Below are 19,586 nucleotides of genomic sequence, written 5' to 3' on the forward strand. Positions count from 1 at the left end.
GTCATTTCCCCCATTTCAGGACCACGGGATCAAGCGGGCGGAGCAGTTCCAGCAACATCGCGCGGGTGTCCGCGTGCAGCGGCGCGACCGGATGGCGGCAGAAGTCGGACGCGATCACGCCACCTTCGAGCATGGCCGCCTTGGCCGCCCGGAAACCGCATTGCCGGTTTTCATGGTTCACAGCTGGCAGCACGCGGGCATAGCCGTCAATGGCCGCCTGTCGGTTTCCGGCAAGGAAATCAGTCAGGATGGGCTTGATCAGGTCTGGGATCATCGCGCTGGTCATCGTGCCCGTGGCACCGGCATCCAGATCGGCCAGCAGGGTGATGGCCTCTTCACCGTCAAACGGGCCTTCGATCGCGGCACCACCTTCGGCGATCAGGCTGCGCAGCTTGGCGGCGGCCTGTGGGCATTCGATCTTGAACAGCTTCAGCATCTCGATCTCGTTTGCCATCCGAACCAGCAGCGGCACAGGCAGATCGACACCGGACAGGGGCGCGTCCTGCAACATGATCGGAATGCCAACCTCGCCCACTGCGGCGAACTGCTCATACGTCTGCTCGGCTGTGCCTTTCAGCAGGGCACCGTGATAGGGCGGCATCATCATGACACTATGCGCGCCCAGATCCTTGGCCAGTTGCGCGCGCTCGACCACAATGGGGGTCGCGTAATGGCTGATGGTCACGATCACCGGCACGCGTCCCGCGACATGCTCCAGACTAAGACGGGTCAGCGTCTCGCGCTCCGCATCGGAAATCAGAAACTGTTCCGAGTAATTCGCCAGGATACAGATGCCGTCGACATGCTGGTCGATCATGCAATCCAGAACGCGGCGCATGCCCGGCAGATCAAGGCTGCCATCGGGGTTGAAAGGGGTCGGCGCGACCGGCCAGATGCCGGAATAGGTTGCATGTGTCATCGTTCGTCTTTCGTTGAAATCCTGCGAGAGGTGTTGAAGGCTTGGTCGAGGTCGGGATTGAGTTCTGTCCCCAGGCCTGGGCCGGGAGGGACGGTGATGGTGCCGCCGGATATATCGGGAAGCGCGGTCAGAAGATCGCGATACCAAGTGCGATAGTAGGCACGCACGCTTTCCTGCACCAAGGCGTTGGACGCAGCCAAGGACAGGTGAGTGGAGGCTGTCAGTACCACAGGCCCGGTGCAATCATGCGGTGCCACGGGCAGGTGCCAGGCTTCGGCCATATGGGCGATTTTACGGGCTTCGGTCAGCCCGCCGCACCAGGCGATGTCCAGCATGATGATGCCCGCAACGCCGGTTTCCAGCAGGTCCCGGAAAGCGCCAAGCTCGCCCAGGGTTTCTGACGCGCAGATTGGCGCTTCGCTGGCCTCGGCATAGCGTTTCAGCAGCGCAAGGCTGTCCATCTTGATCGGGTCTTCGTGCCAATAGGTGCCGTATGGCGCAAGCGCGCGGGCGATTTTCATCGCGGGCAGCAGCTTCCACATCGAGTGGAACTCGACCATGATTTCCATCCTGTCGCCCACGGCTTTGCGGATCTTGTCGAAAGGTTCCAGCGCGGATTTCAGATCCTCGGCCGTGATGTCTTGCCCGCCGGTCTTTTCGGCCGCGAAGTCGAATGGCCAGATCTTCATGGCTGTTATACCATCCTCCAGCAGGGAATGCGCCAGCTCGTCTGCGCGGTGCAAAAATCCGTTCAAGTCGTCATATTCGCCGCCCTTGCTCAGCCCGAAATTGGCAGTCCGCTGCCCGGTATCGGTCTTCATGTATTCGGTGCCGGCACAGGTGTTGTAGGTGCGGATGCGGTCGCGCGTGAACCCGCCCAGAAGCTGCGCCACGGGTTGCCCGGTTGCCTTGCCCCAGAGGTCGTAAAGCGCGATGTCAAAGGCCGAATTGCCGCGCACTTCTACGCCCGAAGACCGGAACCCCAGATAGCCCTTGGCGCGCTGCGACAGATGTTCGATCCGGGCGGGATTTTCGCCCAGCATGCGTGGGGCCAGCGTCTCGTGGATATAGGCCTCGACCGCTGCGGCACCGCGAAAGGTTTCGCCCAGCCCCGTGATGCCTTCGTCCGTATGGACCTGTAACCACAGAAGGTTTGGTCGTTCGGCAATGCGAATGGTTTCCAGCGCGGTGATCTTCATGTTGTTCCCGTGGCAAAAACAATGGCCAGCATGACAACCACCAGCATCGACGTGACCGTTTTATGGTTGATCCGGCATCGCGCTGCGCCGGACAGGTTCACGCCGTAAAGCGCCCCGCCAGCATAGAGCTTTCCGGACGTAACGGACGCCCCGAAACCCGTCTTCCCCCTGACATCGGGTCTTGCGGAGTGGCGCAGGACCAAGAAAGCGGTCACAAAAGTCAGCATGTGGGCGCAACATCCCGTTCGCCAAGCCGTCCCCCGGCCATGTGCCAGCGCGTCCGCTGGGCGGTTGTTGTGAAGCTCACGGTCATTGTTGTCTCCCTGCGTGCCGCCCGGTGGTCCGGTCGTTCGTCGCGGCTTGCATTGCGGTCGAAATGGTATACCATTTTTCGAGATCATCAAGCAGCCTTTTGGCGGTTTCATCAATGCTGTCGGATCCACAGCGAAGGAGACTACATGAAAATTTTCGATCTGACCGGTCGCAGGGCTTTGGTCACCGGGTCATCCATGGGCATTGGCTTTGCGCTGGCGCGTGGATTGGCGCAGGCAGGCGCAAGCGTTGTTCTGAACGCCCGTAACGCCGAACGGCTGGAAGACGCCGCGCAAACCCTGCGCAACGAGGGCTACAGCGTGGATACGCTGGTCTTTGACGTCTGTGACGCCAAGGCGGTGGCAAGCGGGATTGACGGGTTCGAAGCCGAACATGGCGCTTTCGATATTCTGGTGAACAATGCGGGCATGCAACACCGCAGTCCGTTGGAAGATTTCCCACCCGACAGGTTTGATACGCTGATGCAGACGAATGTGAATTCGGTTTTTTATGTCGGGCAGGCGGTGGCGCGGCACATGATCGGGCGCGGGCGCGGCAAGATCGTCAACATCGCCAGCGTTCAAACCGCGCTGGCCCGACCCGGAATCGCGCCCTACACGGCCTCAAAAGGGGCGGTGGCGAACCTGACCAAAGGCATGGCGACCGATTGGGCCAAGCACGGCCTGACCTGCAATGCCATCGCGCCGGGGTATTTCGACACGCCGCTGAATGCGGCGCTTGTCGCGGACCCGGAGTTCAGCGCCTGGCTTGAAAAACGTACCCCCGCCGGCCGATGGGGCCAGATCGACGAGCTGGTGGGCGCGTGTGTGTTCCTGTGTTCGGACGCGTCGACCTTTGTCAACGGGCATACGCTGTTCGTGGATGGCGGCATTTCGGTATCGTTGTGAATTGGGAGGGAAAACAATGAATGACAAACCAGTCATCGGCTTCATCGGCGTGGGCCATATGGGGCACGGCATGGCGGCCAACATCCTGCGAGGCGGCTATCCGCTGGTGGTGAAGGGCAACCGCAACCGCGTGCCGGTCGAAGATCTGCTGTCAAAAGGCGCGACCGAGGTCCAGGCCCCCGCACAGATGGCGGCGCAATGCGACATGATCCATCTGTGCCTGTCCAACTCGCCCCAGGTAGAGGCGATCATTCGCGGCGAAGACGGCATCCTGGCAGGCGGACGCGAGAGGCTGATCGTGCTGGATGCGACCACAGCGGATCCGACCTCGACCACCGCCCTGGCGGCAGACCTGGCCGAGAAGGGCATGACGCTGGTCGATGCCCCGCTGGGCCGCACGCCGAAAGAGGCCGAAGAGGGCACGCTGGACGCGATGATCGGCTGCGATGAGGCGACCTATCGAAAGATCCTGCCGGTCGTCGAATGTTGGGCCGGGAATATCAACCATGTGGGCGAGACCGGGTCAGCGCATCAGATGAAGCTGATCATGAATTTCATCTCGATGGGCTATGCCGCGCTATATGCAGAGGCAGTGACGCTGGGTGCGGGTGTCGGTCTGGCACCGCAGATGATCGAACAGGTGATCGGCTCCAGCCGGTTGAGCAACGGGTTCTTCGACACGTTCATGAAATTTGCCGTGGGCCGGGATCGTGACGCGCATAAGTTCGCCATTTCCAACGCCTCCAAGGATGTGCGCTACGCCGCAAACATGGCCAGCGATGCTGGCGTGGCCAATATCATGGGCGCTGCAATCAAGCACTACTTCACGCTGGCCGAAGGCGCGGGCAAGGGCGATCACTACGTCCCGATGCTTGCGGATCATGTCGCCGAGATGAATGGATTGGATCTGGCAGCAATCGTGGCCAAACACGCCAAGAGTTGATCACAACGCCAAGGGAGGTGAGACCATGCTAAGCGACGCACAGAAATGCGACTACGCCGAGAATGGCTATTTGCTGGTTGAGGATGCCGTCAGTGCAGACCAGTTGGCCGAATTGCGACGCCTGACCTACGACTATATCGAGGGGTCGCGCAACGTGCGCGAAAGCAATGCGCTTTACGATCTGGATCGCGGTCATAGCGCCGAAACACCGCGCCTGACGCGGGTGAAGGTGCCGCATAAACAGAACCCCTATTTCTGGGATGTTCTGCGAAACTCGAAGATGACGCAGGTGCTGAACGATCTTCTGGGACCGGACACGATGATCCTGACCTCCAAGCTGAACACCAAGGCACCGGGCGGTGGGCGCGCGGTGGAATGGCATCAGGATTGGGCCTTTTATCCACACACGAACGACGACCTCTTGGCCTTTGGCCTGATGCTGGAAGACGTGACCGAGGATAACGGGCCGTTGATGGTCATCCCCGGATCACATCGCGGCCCGGTCCTCAGTCACAAGATGAACGACGTGTTCGCGGGGGCGGTCGATCCGGATGATCCGGATTTCCACCGGGATCGCGCCGTCACCCTGACCGGAAAGGCGGGCAGCATGACCGTGCATCACGTCCGCACGCTGCACGGGTCCGCGCCGAACCTCAGTGATCGCAACCGGCTGATCCTGTTTTACGAACTTGCAAGTGCTGACGCATGGCCGCTGCTGGGATCGAATTCCTACTTCCACCGCCTGTCACAGGCCGAATTGTGGCAAGACGTGCAGTCCCGCCTGGTCACAGGAACGCCCTGCCTGACGCCTCGGCTGGAACAGGTGCCGGTCCGCCTGCCATTACCGCCTGCCAGCGATGTGTCCTCGATCTTTCGCACTCAGGAAAGTGCTGGCGCGAAAAGCGCCTTCACCTGACGCGCCTCTTTTGCCGAGTCTGGGTTGTAACGCAGGCCTCGGATCGCAACCCGCCCCGGACCTGATCCGGGGCCTTGTGCCTTGTCTCTAAAACGCTCTTGCAAATGGTATACCAAATTGACAGGGTGGACCTGAAGCCAACGTATACGATCCGCAGGGAGATTCACCGACATGAGCGATACGCGTGCAAACAAGCGATTCCGGTCTCAGGAATGGTTCGATAATCCCAACAATCCCGGCATGACCGCGCTCTATGTCGAGCGGTATCAGAACCAGGCTTTCACCCGCGACGAATTGCAGGGCGAACGTCCCGTGATCGGCATTGCCCAGACCGGCAGTGACCTGACGCCGTGCAACAAGATCCACGTTTTCCTGATGGACCGGGTCAAGGCGGGCATCCGCGACGCAGGCGGCATCCCGATGGAATTTCCGGTGCATCCGATCCAGGAAACCGGCAAACGGCCGACGGCTGCGCTGGACCGCAACCTGCAATATCTCAGCCTTGTCGAGGTGCTGCATGGCTATCCGATTGACGGCGTGGTGCTGACAACCGGCTGTGACAAGACCACGCCGGCCATGCTGATGGGGGCCGCAACGGTAGATCTGCCCGCCATTGCGCTGAACGGTGGCCCGATGCTGGACGGCTGGTGGAACGGCAAACTGGCGGGGTCCGGCACCATCGTCTGGGAAAGCCGCCGCCTGCTGGCCGAAGGCAAGATCGACTACGAAGAATTCATGAGCCGGGTCTGCGCGTCCGCCCCCAGCTTGGGCCATTGCAACACGATGGGCACCGCCAGTACGATGAACGCCATGGCCGAGGCGCTGGGCATGTCGCTCACCACCTGTTCGGCGATCCCCGCACCGTTCCGCGAGCGGATGAACATGGCTTACCAGACCGGTCGCCGCATCGTTGATATGGTCTATGACGACCTCAAACCCTCGGACATCCTGACGCGCGAGGCGTTCGAAAACGCCATTGTCGTGAACTCCGCGATTGGCGGATCGACCAACGCACCGCCGCATTTGCAGGCCGTTGCACGTCATGCCGGGGTGGAACTGGATGTGACCGATTGGCAGAAGATCGGCTTCGATGTGCCGCTGCTGGTCAATATGCAGCCCGCGGGCGAATATCTGGGCGAAAGCTTCTACCGCGCGGGCGGGGTGCCTGCCGTGATGGGAGAGCTGAAAAAGGCGGGCCGCCTGCACGAAGGCGTGATGACCGTCACCGGCAAAGCCATGAGCGAGAACCTGTCCGGCTGGGAAAGCCGCGATACGCGCGTCATCAAGACTTACGATGATCCGATGCGGAAGAATGCAGGCTTTCTTGTGCTGACCGGCAATCTGTTTGACTCAGCGCTGATGAAAACCTCGGTCATTTCGCCGGACTTCCAGAAACGCTTCCTGTCCGACCCCGGCAGCGAAGGCATCTACGAGGCGCGGGCCATCGTCTTTGAAGGCCCCGAAGATTACCACGACCGGTTGAACGACCCGTCGCTGGAGATTGACGAGAACTGCATCCTGTTTATCCGCAACGTTGGCTGTGTGGGCTATCCCGGTTCTGCCGAGGTGGTGAACATGCAGCCGCCGGATGCCGTGATCAAGCGCGGCGTGCAGCACTTGCCCACCGTGGGGGATGGCCGACAGTCAGGCACGTCTGAAAGCCCCTCGATCCTGAATGCCTCGCCCGAGGCGGTGGTGGGCGGCGGTCTGGCCTATCTGAAAACCGGCGACCGTGTACGATTGAACCTCAACGACTCGACGCTGAATGCGCTGGTGGATGACGCTGACTGGCAGGCGCGCATTGACGCGTGGGACGCGCCAGAGATCACCAGCCAAACCCCGTGGCAAGAGATCTACCGCACCCATGTCGGGCAGCTTTCGGATGGCGGCTGTCTGGAACTGGCCACCACCTATCAACGGGTTGTTCGCAACCTGCCACGCGACAACCATTAAAGGGCCTGACACATGAGCGACCCCAAAAGCATCATCATTACCGGCGCGGGCAGCGGTATCGGACAGTCCACCGCGCACACGTTTCTGGACGCGGGCTGGAAGGTCGGCCTTGTCGGTCGCCGCGCGCAGGCGCTGGAAGACACCGCTGGCAACTATGAAAACGCATTGGTGCTGTCAGGTGACGTGACCGTGCCGGATGAGGTCGACGCGATCTTCGCCAAGGCGGCGGGTGAATGGGGGCGGGTGGATGCGCTGTTCAACAATGCCGGCGTCAGCCTGCCAGGCGCGCCCATTGACGAGATCGCCGTCGAGGATTGGATGAACCTGATGAGCGTCAACCTGAATGGGTCGTTCCTGTGCGCCCGTGCGGCCTTTGGCCAGATGCGGCGGCAGGATCCGCAGGGCGGACGGATCATCAATAACGGGTCGATCTCGGCGCATGTGCCGCGCTGGGGCTCGGCGCCCTATACGGCCTCCAAACACGCGATCACCGGGCTGACACGTTCGCTTTCACTGGACGGCCGGGCGTTCAACATCGCCTGCGGTCAGATCGACATTGGCAATGCGCTGACAGAGATGGCGCGCAAGATGACCAAGGGCGTGCCGCAGGCCGATGGGTCCATCGCGGTAGAGCCGGTGATGGATGTGTCCAATGTTGGCAAATCCGTCCTGCATATGGCGTCGCTGCCGTTAGAGGCGAACGTCCAGTTCATGACCGTGATGGCCAGCGCGATGCCCTATATCGGGCGCGGTTGATCGCAGCGCCACGATCGGCGGTTCAAGCCTCGGGCAGATCCCGCCGCGAGAGGACAAAGCAAACGTCGGGGCGGCCCAGTCCGGCCGCCCGTCCCAAGCGTCGCGCCGCATGGCCGGCAGCGCCGAAAACCTCCCTTTTCAACCGATCCAGGCGCGCCGCGATGCGTGCCCAAATGGCCTCGTTTTCTCGGGGCATGAAGCGGCGCGCGGCAGCGAAGACCAAGCCGCGGACCACGCCCAATCCAGAGGACAAGCCAAGACGCTTACCCGTAAAACTTGCAGTGTGCAGGTGAGCGTGCAACTCTGCACCGATAGAAAAAGATACGAGACGGACGTGCAAATGTACGCTGGAAACTGAACACAGCAGGAGACCCCATGGTAGATCCGGCAAGCGACAGTGGCGAAATCGAAACGGATTTTGAGATTGGCCAAGACAATATAGACGGCAATCTTGGACCTCTGGGGTTCGATATTCACAATCCGGTATTTGTCATTTCCGGTCTCACCGCAGTCGTCTTTGTGATCCTCACACTGATCTTTCCGCAGCAGGCGGGGGCCACATTCGCGGCGGTACGCGACTTTTCGATCAGCAAACTTGACTGGTTCTTCATGATCGTCGTGAATTTCTTCGTGATATTCTGTATCGCATTGATCTTTATGCCAATGTCGAAGGTCAAGCTGGGCGGACAGGACGCCGTGCCGGAATATTCCTATCTGGCATGGTTTGCGATGCTTTTCGCGGCCGGTATGGGGATCGGCCTGCTGTTTTTCGGGGTTCTTGAACCTGTCTACCATATGAACGTCTCGGGGCCCTTGGGCGTTGCCTCTCCCATTGCGGAAGATGGCAGCATCATCGCCGAAAACGTCGAGGCCGCGCGCGCCATGGGGCTGGCGGCAACCTTCTACCACTGGGGGCTGCACGGCTGGGCCGTCTATGCCATCATGGCGCTGGCATTGGCGCTTTTCACCTATAACAAGGGTTTGCCGTTCTCTATCCGCTCTTGCTTTTACCCGATCCTGGGTGATCGCGTCTGGGGCTGGTGGGGCCATTGCATCGATATTCTGGCGGTTTTTGCCACGCTGTTCGGGCTGGCGACGTCCCTGGGCCTTGGCGCACAACAGGCCAATGCAGGTTTCAACTTTGCCTTCGGGCTGGAAATCTCGACCAACGCACAGGTAGTCATCATCATTCTGGTGACGGCGGTGGCGCTGGTGTCGGTCTATCGCGGCCTTGATGGCGGCGTGAAAGTTCTTTCTGAGTTCAACATGATCCTTGCGGTCCTGTTCTTTTTCTTTGTCCTCCTCGTTGGTCCGACTCTGGTTGGTCTGAACGGGTTTTGGACAGGGCTGCTTGCCTACACCCGTGAAATCATTCCGCTGTCGAACCCGATTGGTCGCACGGACGATGCGTATCGCGAAAGCTGGACCGCGTTCTATTGGGCGTGGTGGATCTCTTGGGCACCGTTCGTCGGCATGTTCATCGCCCGCGTTTCCCGAGGCCGCACGGTGCGAGAGTTCATCATCTGCGTCTTGCTGATCCCGTCGCTTATCATCTTCATCTGGATGGGGGTGTTCGGCGGTGTTGCGATTGATCAGATTATTACCAGCCCCGAAACGTCGCTGGTCAAGGCCAATGTGATCGACAGTTATTCGCCCGAGCTTTCGCTCTTTGGCATGCTCAACGAATTGCCATTCACCAAGGTCGCCTCGACGATCGCCATTTTCCTTGCGCTTGTGTTTTTCGTGACATCCTCGGATTCCGGTTCGCTTGTGGTCGATACGATCACGGCGGGTGGCAAGGTCGATGCCCCGGTGCCACAGCGCATCTTCTGGTGTGTCGTCGAAGGGCTGATCGCCATTGTGCTTTTGATCGGTGGTGGTTTGTCAGCCCTACAGGCGGGTGTTACAGCCACCGGCCTGCCATTCTCGGTCCTCATGCTGGTGATGTGCTACACGATCTTCAAGGGCCTTCGCAGCGAACCACGGTAGGCAATATCTGGCGATGGTGCCAAGGCGTCATGCGGCCACGCTACGACAGCAGCCATGCGGTGGGCCGCCTACCGCTTAATTCAGGCTTCGTGTCTGGCCTCTGCTGCCGCGTCCCCTTATCAGGGTGAGTGGCGGTGCGAGGGGCGGAATGCGGAAATCACAGTTGTTCATTGGCGTCGATAGCGGTGGCACATTGTGCCGGGCAGTCATCGAAGGCCCGCGGGGCCGGGTCGAGACCGCCGCACCGGGGTGCAACTGGACCACCGATCCGGCCCGGACCATTGCCGCGATCCGCGCGGTCTTGCGATCATGTGCGGTGAAGGCCGGTCTTGCCGAGGCAGAGCTGCGCCATGCGCGCGCACATATCGGTGCCGCAGGGATTGTCAGCAGCAGTGACGCAACCGCCTTGAGCCGGGCGCTTGACGACCTGCTTGGCGAGGTCACGGCAAGCGAAGATCTTGAGTGCGCCGTCGCGGGGGCTTTGGGGCCATCTGGCGACGGGTTTGTCGCTGGGTTGGGAACAGGCTCTTTCCTCGCTGGCCGTCAGCAAGGCACGGTCCGGCGTGTGGGCGGTTGGGGACTCGTGCTGGGGGATGAAGCGTCGGGGGCTTGGCTTGGCCGGGCGCTGCTGGCGCGTGCCTTGCATGTTCGTGACGGGCTGGCAGAGCCGTCGGCGCTGGTTGCCAAGGTGATGGACAGGTTCGGCAACGATCCGGCCGCGCTTGTGCGGTTCGCGTCAACCGCCACCCCAGCGGATTTTGCGGTATTTGCCCCCTTGATCGCCGAAGCATTGGATGCGGGAGACCCGGCTGCCGCCGATCTGTTGAACACCGGGGCAGGGTGGATCGAGCGCGGACTGCACAGGCTTGGTTGGCGACCCGGTGCGCGGTTATGTCTGTTGGGAGGCTTGGGACCGCTCTATACCCGCGCTTTGCCCGCGCAATTATCAGAGGCAGTCGCGCCGCCGGTCGGCACCGCGCTTGACGGTGCGCTTGCGCTGGCCCGGCAGGCAGGCGCTGCACAGGGCTGAGCGAACCCCGGCGAAGGCGCTATTAATTCATGTCCTGCAACAATCGTCCATGACGGCGCGTCTCTTCGATGACATCGCCAAAGCTGCGCATACCGCAGCCTTCGAGCATCGGCAACATCTGCACCAGCGCCTGGGCCGTGGCAATCGCGTCGCCAAGCGCCGTGTGGCGATGCCTCTCGGGGATCTCTATTTTCAGGCGCTTGCACAGCGCGTCCAGCGTATGCGGCTCGTTTGCCCCGAACAGCACCGCCGACAGCAGCACCGTGTCCAGAATGGGGTGATCCCAGACCAATCCGCATTTCCCGGCATGGCGGCGCAGAAAAGCCATGTCGAAGGGCGCGTTATGCGCCACGATCACCGAATTGCGGGCAAAGTGGTGAAACCGGCCGGCTGCGCGGACAATATCGGGGGCGTCCTGCACCATCCTGTCGGATACGCCATGCACCTGCGTCGTGGATGCAGGGATCGGAATGCCGGGATTGACCAACTGGTTGATCTCTTCGCCGGCAACAATGCGGCCATTGACGATGCGCACGGCACCGATCTGGACGATCTCGTCTTTATGCGGCAACAGGCCGGTCGTTTCGGTATCAAACACCGTATAAACCAAGGACCGCAGCGGCGTTGTGGCCAGATCGCCGGTCGGGCGTTGTCCGAGAAGCTCGAAATCATAGACCAGCGGACGCGCGACGTTGGGGGAGGCGTGCATGGTCTGCCCCTCTATCAGAAGCATGTAGTCGCCATCGTCCAGCGATTTGAGCACGGCTTCGAAGACCAGCCCGTCGTCCAGGCCTTTCAACTCGAATTTCTGTTCCAGCCCGGTCTTGTTCATCCGGTCCAGCCCGGCACGCAGGCTGTTTTCGTCGAAATAGTCAAATAGCGGCGCATTGAGCCGGGGCACCCCGCCCTGGGCCAGAACCTCGGCGGCCTGTCCGTCATACAGCACGATCTGATGCGCGGCATTGGCCAGAATTGTGGCCACGGGAATTTCGGTCAGCAGGGCGGTCAGGCGGGTCTTTTCCTCGGCCAGCCGCGAGGTTTCGTATGTGACGGCGCGCGCGGTCTCCATGGCGCTGTCGGAAATCCGGCGGGTGACCGCGTGAACCGCCGGGGCAAGGTCACCCAGAAATCGCGCCGAATATGTGTCCACGTCGACATCCACGCCGGTATGGGCGCGTGTGCGCATTGAGGCCGCCAGCCGCTGGATCGGCTTCACCACGATTTCGTCAAAGGCCAACCAAGCCGCGACGGTAAGTGCGGTCAGCGCAAAGCTGCCCGAAATACCCGCCAGCACGATTGCGCCGCTCAGATCGTCAGGGTTGCGCGACACGCCAAGCCATAATGCGCCCCACAGGATTGCCAGACCGCTTACCGCGATGAGGCAGAAGAACAGAAAGACCCGCGTTCGCAAAGAAAACATGCGCTACCCCTCTTTACAGATCGACGCGACAAAAGGATCGTCCGCGCCGACCTCTCGCCAGCGCAGGTTTTGCGTTTCCAGCCCGCTTTCGCCTGGATCGGCGCGGGCGTTGCGGTCGCAATCCACCATGATCTGAACGGCTGTGGTGGGCTTCCAGCGACCGTAGAACAACAGATCGGCCAGCCGCATCTGCGGTTGTTCGGCATTGGCCTGCACCCCGGCGCGGTCCAGGGCGATGAAGCGGTTGATATAAGGCACGACATAGGTCCAGGGACGGTATGCAGCACGGCTTTCGACGGTTTCGATCACCTCAAGCCGGTCTGGCATGTTCTGCGTCGTGCGCCCGTACCACGCATATTCGCTGGAGATGGTCATGGTCAGCATCGCCGCCCCTGCCGCGACCGGGACCAGCCAGCGGGGCAAACGGTTTCCGGTTATCCGGTTGAGCAGCATCATTATGCCCGCCCCCGCAATGCCGGCCACGAAGGTGGCGATCAGTTCCAGAAACATCGCTTACTCTTCCCTTTAATGGTCTTTTCCAGCAAGGCCCAAGGCGTAGCATTTCATGGTTGCCGCTCCAAAGCCTGCCCGTATTGATGACTCTCCCCCGAAACGACAGGAAAGCAATGCTATTTTTGGCTGACGTGCCAGCGCTATCCCAGCATTCCGCGGCCATGCCCGATGGCAGATTGCATCGTCTTGACCACGACAAAGGCGTTACGCAGATGGCTGCGTTCAAAATCCGACAGATCCGAAGGCGACAGATAGTTGTTCGGCGCGGACCCTCCGCGAACCCGAGCGGCCTGATGCGCCAAGCGCCGCTCTGCAATCAGATCGTAAGCGTCCAGAAGGTCCTGCCCACCTGATGCCGACAACACCCCCGCCGCGATCGCAGATGCCAATCTCGCGCGGGTATTGACCTGTGTAAGCTGCCCCCGAAGGGCGTAGATCCGCCCAAGATCGACCACCGGCACGACCCCGTTATGCTTCAGATCGACATGGTTCTTGTGCTCGCCCGAACGGATTGTGGCGAAACCGCGCAGCAGCCCCAGGGGTGGCGCATGTTTCAGCGAGTTGGTCACCATATGCGCCACGAAGATCGAGTTGTCGGAGGCGGCTTTCAGCGTCTCGGTTTGCAGCCCGTCAAACAGCGAGGTGGTTCCGCCGATCGGGCGCAGGTCAAACATCACGCTGGCCAGCATCTGTGCCTCTGGATCGGGGCGGTTGATCCAGCCTTGGAAATAGCCCTGCCAGACCTTCAGCGGCTGGCACCAGCGGGGGTTGTTGGCCATCATGTCGCCAGGACAATAGACATAGCCGCAGGTGTTCAGCCCGTCGCAGACAAACTGCGCGAGGTCGTGGAAGTAGGCCATTTGCGCTTCGGTCACGGCATCGTCGATGATCAGGCAATTGTCCTGATCGCTGACGCCGGTCTGTTCCTGACGGCCCTGACTGCCACAGGCCAGCCAAAGATAGGGCACCGGCGCGGGGCCGATGGCTTGCTCGGCCAGCGTCAGCAGGCGCCGTGTGGCGGTATCGGCAATGTCGGTGATCAGCCGAGTTACAACCTCGTGCCGGTTGCCGCCTGCCACCAGTTGCACCAAAAGGCGCGGGATGCGGGCGGTGATCTCGGCCATGCGCGCGGCATCTTCGGCGCTGGAAACCTCGGCCACCAATTCGGCGGAACTGATCGCCTGGAACCGGGTCAGATCGGTCTGGGTGACGATGCCGACCAAAAGACCGGCCTCTGTCACCGGCACATGGCCGATGCGACGTTCAAGCATCATGTGCAGAACGTCCGATCCGATGGAGGAGGGCGACAATGTCACGGGGTCCGGGGTCATCACTTGTGCCACAGGCGTGGTGGCGGGCAACCCCTCGGCCACCACCTTTTCCGCCAGATCGCGCGAGGTGACGATGCCGGTCAATTTGCTGGCGTCGGTGACGCAGACAGACGAGGTGTGTGCCTTGCGCATCTGCCGGGCGACGTCCTGCACCGTGGCGGTGGGGGGGCAGGTGACGGGCTGACGCGCCATCAGTGTGTCGACCATGGTGGTGGCAAGATCATGGCGGCGTGGACGGACCGGACCCTTCCTGTTGAAGAAACGTGCGGCGGTGTCACTGTCGTCGATTAACTGCACCAGAACATCGCGCGGCAGCACCAGAAGCAGGCTGTCCGTGACCGCGCGAGCCTGTGTCACTGCCACCCCGCCACGCAGCAAGCCACGCTCGCCAAAAGAATTTCTTGGGCCGAGCAGGGACACCTGAACGCCATTTGCGTCCTGGATCTCTACCTCGCCCTGATGAATGATATAAAGACCCTGAAGGTCATCGCCCAATTCGTAGATCGAGGTTCCGACCGATGCCGTTTCCTGCCGAATTTCGGGCAGGATCGCCTCAAGCCGGGGGGCGGGCAGGGTGTCATAAGGATGGATGCCATCGAGAAAGCGTTTCAGCTCGTCCGGAGTGAGGGTCATGGGTCTGTCCGTCCCGTCATTTCAAAGAAACTCCTGCCCGAACGTGTCCGGACAGGAGCGAAAGCTTGGGGCGTAGACCGGGACCGGCATGGTCCCGGCCTGTCCACGATCAGTGGTCCTGGGCCGCGCCGGCACCACGGGGGAACCGGACGCTTTCGACCAGGTCCTTGATCTCCTGCGGGGTCTCCTTGGTCATGCCGGCAACGACATAGGCCACGACGAAGTTGATCATGGCCCCAACCGCGCCGAAGGATGTCGACTGGATGGTGCCCAACAGCGGATCAGCATCGGTGAAGCTGTTCGTGTCGGGGATGAAGAACCAACCCTTGTGCAGGAAGATGTAGACCAGCGTCACAACCAGACCTGCCAACATCCCGGCCACGGCACCCACGTTGTTCACCTTCTTCGAGAAGATGCCCATCATCAGCGCCGGGAAGATCGACGCCGCGGCAAGACCAAAGGCGAGCGCCACGGTTTGCGCGGCAAACCCCGGAGGATTGAGACCCAGATAGGTGGCCACAACAATGGCAACCGCCATGGCGATACGCGCCGACAACAGCTCGCCTTTTTCCGAGATCGACGGATTCAGCTGACCCTTGATCAGGTCGTGGCTGACAGCCGAGGAAATTGCCAGAAGCAGACCGGCAGCCGTTGAAAGCGCGGCCGCAAGACCACCCGCCGCAACCAGGCCGATCACCCAACCCGGCAGGTTGGCAATTTCAGGGTTCGCAAGCACCAGAATATCACGGTTGAAGTTGGTCAGCTCATTGCCTTCCCAGCCGTTTTCTGCCGCCTTGGCCTGCATTTCGGGATTGGCATCGTTGTAATACTGGATGCGGCCGTCACCGTTCTTGTCCTCAAAGCCGAGAAGACCGGTTTTCTGCCAGGTGGCCATCCAGTCATACTCGTCATCTTCGGCAATCATCTGCACCGAAACGGCTTCGCCATCCGTGCCGTTGGGCCACATCAGCTCTGTGATGTTCAGGCGAGCCATTGCGCCGACAGCCGGGGCCGTCAGATACAGCAGCGCGATGAACACCAGCGCCCAACCGGCCGACCAGCGGGCGTCGGCCACGCGGGGAACGGTGAAGAAACGCATGATGACATGGGGCAGACCGGCAGTGCCGATCATCAGGCTCAGCGTGAACAGCACCATGTTAAGCGTGTCGGTGTGATGGGCGGTATATTCGCTGAAGCCCAGTTCACGAACGATCTGGTCAAGCTTTGTCAGCAGCGGTTCGCCACTTGCGACGTGATCGCCAAACAGACCCAGCGCCGGGATCGGGTTGCCGGTCAGTTGAAGCGAGATAAAGATCGCCGGGATGGTGTAGGCCAGGATCAGCACACAGTATTGCGCCACCTGCGTGTAGGTCACACCTTTCATGCCGCCGAAAACGGCATAGGCAAACACGATGACCGCTCCGACGAGCAGACCGGTTGTGTTGGACACTTCAAGGAAACGGCCAAAGGCCACGCCCACGCCGGTCATCTGTCCGATCACATAGGTGGTCGAGGCGATGATGAGACAGGCAACCGCAACCATGCGGGCCGTCGGGCTGTAGAATCGGTCGCCGATGAATTCGGAGACGGTGAACTTGCCGAACTTGCGCAGATAGGGTGCCAGAAGCAGCGCCAGAAGCACATAACCGCCGGTCCAGCCCATCAGATAGGTGGAGTTGTCATAGCCCACAAACGCGATAAGACCCGCCATCGAGATGAAAGAGGCCGCCGACATCCAGTCGGCCGCCGTGGCCATGCCGTTGGTGACCGGATGAACGCCGCGGCCCGCTGCATAGAATTCCGAAGTGGACCCGGCGCGGGCCCAGATCGCGATGCCGATGTAAAGCGCGAAGCTTGCGCCCACAAACAGCAGGTTGATGGTAAATTGATCCATGTATTATTCCTCCTCGACGCCGAATTCACGGTCGAGCTTGTTCATGCGCCAGGCGTAGAAGAAGATCAGCGCCAGAAAGACGAGGATCGAGCCTTGTTGCGCGAACCAGAAGCCCAGGTCGGAACCGCCGACCGAGATGCCAGACAGGGCAGGGCGCAGCAGAATGCCGAACCCGAAAGACACGATTGCCCAGATGATCAGGCTGATGATGATGATGCGTACATTCGACGCCCAATAGCCTTTATCGGCTTCGGTCGCTGATGCAGCACTTTGCGGTGTTTTATCCGCCATGATGTGAGACCTCCTCTTTCTCGTTAATGCCCGTTGCCGGGCGCCGTGGTGCCCGCCCGTTTCCGGACGGGGAATTCTGTCGGGCTGACCGGGTGCGGCTCAGCCGGTGGCTTTGGACACGACCTTGGCCAGATCTGCCGAGATTTCGTCGATTGCACCCATCGCCGGAACCCGGTGCAACGCCCCCTTTTCGTCATAATAGGTGATCAGCGGGGCGGTTTGGGCGTGGTAGGCTTCCAGCCGGCTGACAACGGTTTCGGCATTGTCGTCGGCACGACGTTTCATATCCGTGCCGCCGCATTTGTCGCAGGTTTCGGCCTTGGTCGGTGGTTTGAACCTGTCGTGATAGCCCTCGCCGCAAGTGCCGCAGGTGAACCGGCCCGAGATCCGGGTGACCATTTCCGCATCGTCCACCTCCAGGCTGATGGCTGCGTTGATCTGCTGGCCGCTTTCCGCCAGCAACGCATCAAGCGCTTCGGCCTGCACCGTGGTGCGCGGAAAGCCGTCCAGGATGACGCCCTTGGCGCAGTCGGCTTCGGCCAGACGGTCGCGCAGGATCGCAATGACGATGTCATCGCTGACCAGACCGCCCGTTTCCATCACCGCCTTGGCGCGCTTGCCGGCATCGGTGCCAGCGGCGACGGCTGCGCGCAGCAGGTCGCCGGTGGACAGTTGCACAAGACCAAACCTGTCTTCGAGGATCCTGGCCTGGGTGCCCTTTCCGGCTCCCGGAGGGCCAAGCAGGATCAGAACCGGGGCGATTGCGGGGGTGTTCGCGCCATCCATCGCCATCACGCCCGGTTCATTCTGTTATCGATGAGGTCGTTGACGACGGTTGGGTCTGCGAGTGTTGATGTGTCGCCGAGGGATCCGTAGTCGTTTTCGGCGATTTTGCGCAGGATGCGGCGCATGATCTTGCCGGAGCGTGTCTTGGGCAGGCCGGGGGCCCATTGGATGAGGTCGGGGCTGGCGATGGGGCCGATCTCGGTGCGGACCCATGTGCGCAGCTCTTTCATCAGCTCGTCGGACGGCTCGATCCCGTTCATCAGGGTGACATAGCAATAGATGCCCTGGCCCTTGATCGTGTGCGGATAGCCGACCACGGCGGCCTCGGCCACCTTGGCATGGGCGACCAGCGCCGATTCAACCTCTGCCGTGCCCATCCGGTGGCCCGACACGTTGATCACGTCATCGACGCGCCCGGTGATCCAGTAATCGCCATCCGCGTCGCGGCGACAGCCATCGCCCGAGAAATAATAGCCTTTGTAATCCGAGAAATAGGTCTTCTCGAACCGCTCATGGTCACCCCAGATGGTGCGCATCTGGCCCGGCCAGCTGTCTTTCAACGCCAGCACACCTTCGGTCGGGCTGGTATCGATTTCCTCGCCCGTCTGCGGGTCCAGCACCACCGGCACCACGCCGAAAAACGGCTTCATCGCGGCACCCGGTTTGGTCGCATGCGCGCCGGGCAGCGGCGTCAGCAGGTGCCCGCCGGTTTCGGTCTGCCACCAGGTATCGACGATCGGGCAGCGGCCCTGACCCACCACGTCATTATACCAGTTCCAGGCCTCGGGGTTGATCGGTTCGCCCACCGTCCCAAGGATTCGCAGCGACGATAGATCGGCACCGGTTACGAAATCGTTACCCTGTCCCATCAGCGCGCGAATCGCCGTCGGCGCGGTGTAGAACTGGTTCACCTTATGCTTCTCGCAGACCTGCCAGAACCGGCTGGCATCGGGATATGTCGGCACGCCCTCGAACATGACAGTGGTGGCACCATTGGCCAGGGGCCCATAGATGATGTATGAGTGGCCCGTCACCCACCCAACATCTGCCGTGCACCAAAAGACATCGCCCTCGTGGTAATCGAACACGATTTCATGGGTCATGGCGGCGTAAACCAAATATCCACCTGTTGTGTGCACAACTCCTTTCGGCTGACCCGTCGACCCGGAGGTATACAGAATGAACAAAGGATCCTCGGCCCCCATTTCGGCGGGCCGGCTGACATCGGAGGCTTCAAGCGCCATCTCGTTATAGTCAAAGTCACGCTCGTCGATCCAGGTGGTCTGCCCGCCGGTGCGCTTGACCACCAGGCATTTCACACTGTCCTTGCAATGCAGCAGGGCGGCGTCGGCATTGGATTTCAGCGCGGTCTTGCGGCCACCGCGCGGAGCCTCGTCGGCGGTGATGACAAGTTTGGCGTCGCAGCCATTGACGCGTGCGGCCAGCGCATCGGGGGAAAAGCCCGCGAAGACGATGGAATGGATCGCACCGATCCGCGCGCAGGCCAGCATGGCATAGGCGGCCTCGGGGATCATCGGCAGGTAGATCACCACCCGGTCGCCGCGGCGCACGCCCAGCGTTTCAAGGATATTGGCCATGCGGCACACATGCCCGTGCAGCTGGCGATAGGTGATGTGCCTGGCGTCTTCCTCGGGGTTGTCCGGCTCGAAGATGATCGCGGTCTGATCGCCGCGCGTCGCCAGATGCCGATCGACGCAATTGGCCGCCACGTTCAGCGTGCCATCGGCGAACCAGTTGATCGAGACATTGCCAAGCGTGAAATCCGTCTCCTT

At 61.2% G+C, this 19,586-nt stretch carries 17 protein-coding genes; 7 read left to right on the forward strand and 10 right to left on the reverse strand.

Features of this window, described 5'->3' with window-relative positions; all coding sequences use genetic code 11:
* Position 1: 1 nt before the first annotated feature.
* From DMZ65_RS13555 to DMZ65_RS13565, 3 genes are read right to left on the reverse strand one after another with little or no spacing between them, the layout of a single operon-like run.
* Complete coding sequence (locus DMZ65_RS13555) at positions 2–919, reverse strand: dihydrodipicolinate synthase family protein (protein WP_116599418.1); 918 nt, start codon at positions 917–919, stop codon at positions 2–4.
* Complete coding sequence (locus DMZ65_RS13560) at positions 916–2,118, reverse strand: mandelate racemase/muconate lactonizing enzyme family protein (protein ID WP_116599419.1); 1,203 nt, start codon at positions 2,116–2,118, stop codon at positions 916–918. The genes DMZ65_RS13555 and DMZ65_RS13560 overlap by 4 nt, the downstream gene beginning before the upstream one ends.
* Positions 2,115–2,333 carry a hypothetical protein gene (locus DMZ65_RS13565; protein ID WP_157960631.1) on the reverse strand — a complete coding sequence of 73 codons (219 nt, stop codon included), beginning with the start codon at positions 2,331–2,333 and terminating at the stop codon, positions 2,115–2,117. The genes DMZ65_RS13560 and DMZ65_RS13565 overlap by 4 nt, the downstream gene beginning before the upstream one ends.
* 243 nt (positions 2,334–2,576) lie before the next feature.
* Between DMZ65_RS13565 and DMZ65_RS13570 the strand changes: the two genes are divergently transcribed.
* The 7 genes from DMZ65_RS13570 (at position 2,577) to DMZ65_RS13605 (ending at position 10,925) form a co-directional block, all read left to right on the forward strand.
* Entirely contained in the window at positions 2,577–3,338 is a 762-nt protein-coding gene (locus DMZ65_RS13570) for an SDR family oxidoreductase (protein ID WP_116599421.1), read from the forward strand.
* 16 nt (positions 3,339–3,354) lie between these two features.
* Positions 3,355–4,281 carry an NAD(P)-dependent oxidoreductase gene (locus DMZ65_RS13575; protein ID WP_116599422.1) on the forward strand — a complete coding sequence of 309 codons (927 nt, stop codon included), beginning with the start codon at positions 3,355–3,357 and terminating at the stop codon, positions 4,279–4,281.
* Between the two features lie 25 nt (positions 4,282–4,306).
* Complete coding sequence (locus DMZ65_RS13580; RefSeq protein WP_116599423.1) at positions 4,307–5,197, forward strand: phytanoyl-CoA dioxygenase family protein; 891 nt, start codon at positions 4,307–4,309, stop codon at positions 5,195–5,197.
* 171 nt (positions 5,198–5,368) lie between these two features.
* A complete protein-coding gene (locus tag DMZ65_RS13585; RefSeq protein WP_116599424.1) occupies positions 5,369–7,150 on the forward strand; it encodes an IlvD/Edd family dehydratase in 1,782 nt (593 codons plus the stop codon).
* A 12-nt stretch (positions 7,151–7,162) separates the two neighbouring features.
* Entirely contained in the window at positions 7,163–7,906 is a 744-nt protein-coding gene (locus DMZ65_RS13590; protein ID WP_116599425.1) for an SDR family oxidoreductase, read from the forward strand.
* A 375-nt stretch (positions 7,907–8,281) separates the two neighbouring features.
* Positions 8,282–9,895 carry a BCCT family transporter gene (locus DMZ65_RS13600; protein WP_116599427.1) on the forward strand — a complete coding sequence of 538 codons (1,614 nt, stop codon included), beginning with the start codon at positions 8,282–8,284 and terminating at the stop codon, positions 9,893–9,895.
* Positions 9,896–10,043: 148 nt separating this feature from the next.
* Complete coding sequence (locus DMZ65_RS13605) at positions 10,044–10,925, forward strand: glucosamine kinase nucleotide-binding domain-containing protein (protein ID WP_116599428.1); 882 nt, start codon at positions 10,044–10,046, stop codon at positions 10,923–10,925.
* A 22-nt stretch (positions 10,926–10,947) separates the two neighbouring features.
* On the opposite strand, the gene DMZ65_RS13610 is transcribed toward DMZ65_RS13605, so the two are convergent.
* The 7 genes from DMZ65_RS13610 to acs form a co-directional block, all read right to left on the reverse strand.
* On the reverse strand, positions 10,948–12,345 hold the full coding sequence (locus tag DMZ65_RS13610) for a 3'-5' exonuclease (RefSeq protein WP_116599429.1): 1,398 nt from the start codon (positions 12,343–12,345) through the stop codon (positions 10,948–10,950).
* A 3-nt stretch (positions 12,346–12,348) separates the two neighbouring features.
* The gene (locus DMZ65_RS13615; RefSeq protein WP_116599430.1) at positions 12,349–12,855 is read right to left on the reverse strand and encodes a hypothetical protein; all 507 of its coding nucleotides are present in this window, start codon (positions 12,853–12,855) and stop codon (positions 12,349–12,351) included.
* 143 nt (positions 12,856–12,998) lie between these two features.
* Positions 12,999–14,822 carry a DUF294 nucleotidyltransferase-like domain-containing protein gene (locus DMZ65_RS13620; RefSeq protein WP_116599431.1) on the reverse strand — a complete coding sequence of 608 codons (1,824 nt, stop codon included), beginning with the start codon at positions 14,820–14,822 and terminating at the stop codon, positions 12,999–13,001.
* Positions 14,823–14,931: 109 nt separating this feature from the next.
* A complete protein-coding gene (locus DMZ65_RS13625) occupies positions 14,932–16,716 on the reverse strand; it encodes a sodium:solute symporter family protein (protein ID WP_116599432.1) in 1,785 nt (594 codons plus the stop codon).
* A gap of 3 nt (positions 16,717–16,719) precedes the next feature.
* Complete coding sequence (locus DMZ65_RS13630) at positions 16,720–17,007, reverse strand: DUF4212 domain-containing protein (protein ID WP_116599433.1); 288 nt, start codon at positions 17,005–17,007, stop codon at positions 16,720–16,722.
* A 99-nt stretch (positions 17,008–17,106) separates the two neighbouring features.
* Positions 17,107–17,793 carry an adenylate kinase gene (locus DMZ65_RS13635; RefSeq protein ID WP_116599447.1) on the reverse strand — a complete coding sequence of 229 codons (687 nt, stop codon included), beginning with the start codon at positions 17,791–17,793 and terminating at the stop codon, positions 17,107–17,109.
* Between the two features lie 5 nt (positions 17,794–17,798).
* Positions 17,799–19,586: acetate--CoA ligase (gene acs / locus DMZ65_RS13640; RefSeq protein ID WP_116599434.1), on the reverse strand; the 1,788-nt coding region annotated here is incomplete at its 5' end.

Origin of the sequence: Primorskyibacter marinus (genome assembly GCF_003313245.1) — a bacterium.
In the GTDB taxonomy this organism is placed as follows: Bacteria; Pseudomonadota; Alphaproteobacteria; order Rhodobacterales; family Rhodobacteraceae; genus Primorskyibacter; species Primorskyibacter marinus.

Bases quoted from the DNA above. Each gene is read 5' to 3' on its own strand.
- DMZ65_RS13555 (WP_116599418.1), bottom strand. From the start codon at position 919: ATGACACATGCAACCTATTCCGGCATCTGGCCGGTCGCGCCGACCCCT.
- DMZ65_RS13560 (WP_116599419.1), bottom strand. From the start codon at position 2,118: ATGAAGATCACCGCGCTGGAAACCATTCGCATTGCCGAACGACCAAAC.
- DMZ65_RS13570 (WP_116599421.1), top strand. From the start codon at position 2,577: ATGAAAATTTTCGATCTGACCGGTCGCAGGGCTTTGGTCACCGGGTCA.
- DMZ65_RS13575 (WP_116599422.1), top strand. From the start codon at position 3,355: ATGAATGACAAACCAGTCATCGGCTTCATCGGCGTGGGCCATATGGGG.
- DMZ65_RS13580 (WP_116599423.1), top strand. From the start codon at position 4,307: ATGCTAAGCGACGCACAGAAATGCGACTACGCCGAGAATGGCTATTTG.
- DMZ65_RS13585 (WP_116599424.1), top strand. From the start codon at position 5,369: ATGAGCGATACGCGTGCAAACAAGCGATTCCGGTCTCAGGAATGGTTC.
- DMZ65_RS13590 (WP_116599425.1), top strand. From the start codon at position 7,163: ATGAGCGACCCCAAAAGCATCATCATTACCGGCGCGGGCAGCGGTATC.
- DMZ65_RS13600 (WP_116599427.1), top strand. From the start codon at position 8,282: ATGGTAGATCCGGCAAGCGACAGTGGCGAAATCGAAACGGATTTTGAG.
- DMZ65_RS13605 (WP_116599428.1), top strand. From the start codon at position 10,044: ATGCGGAAATCACAGTTGTTCATTGGCGTCGATAGCGGTGGCACATTG.
- DMZ65_RS13610 (WP_116599429.1), bottom strand. From the start codon at position 12,345: ATGTTTTCTTTGCGAACGCGGGTCTTTCTGTTCTTCTGCCTCATCGCG.
- DMZ65_RS13615 (WP_116599430.1), bottom strand. From the start codon at position 12,855: ATGTTTCTGGAACTGATCGCCACCTTCGTGGCCGGCATTGCGGGGGCG.
- DMZ65_RS13620 (WP_116599431.1), bottom strand. From the start codon at position 14,822: ATGACCCTCACTCCGGACGAGCTGAAACGCTTTCTCGATGGCATCCAT.
- DMZ65_RS13625 (WP_116599432.1), bottom strand. From the start codon at position 16,716: ATGGATCAATTTACCATCAACCTGCTGTTTGTGGGCGCAAGCTTCGCG.
- DMZ65_RS13630 (WP_116599433.1), bottom strand. From the start codon at position 17,007: ATGGCGGATAAAACACCGCAAAGTGCTGCATCAGCGACCGAAGCCGAT.
- DMZ65_RS13635 (WP_116599447.1), bottom strand. From the start codon at position 17,793: ATGGATGGCGCGAACACCCCCGCAATCGCCCCGGTTCTGATCCTGCTT.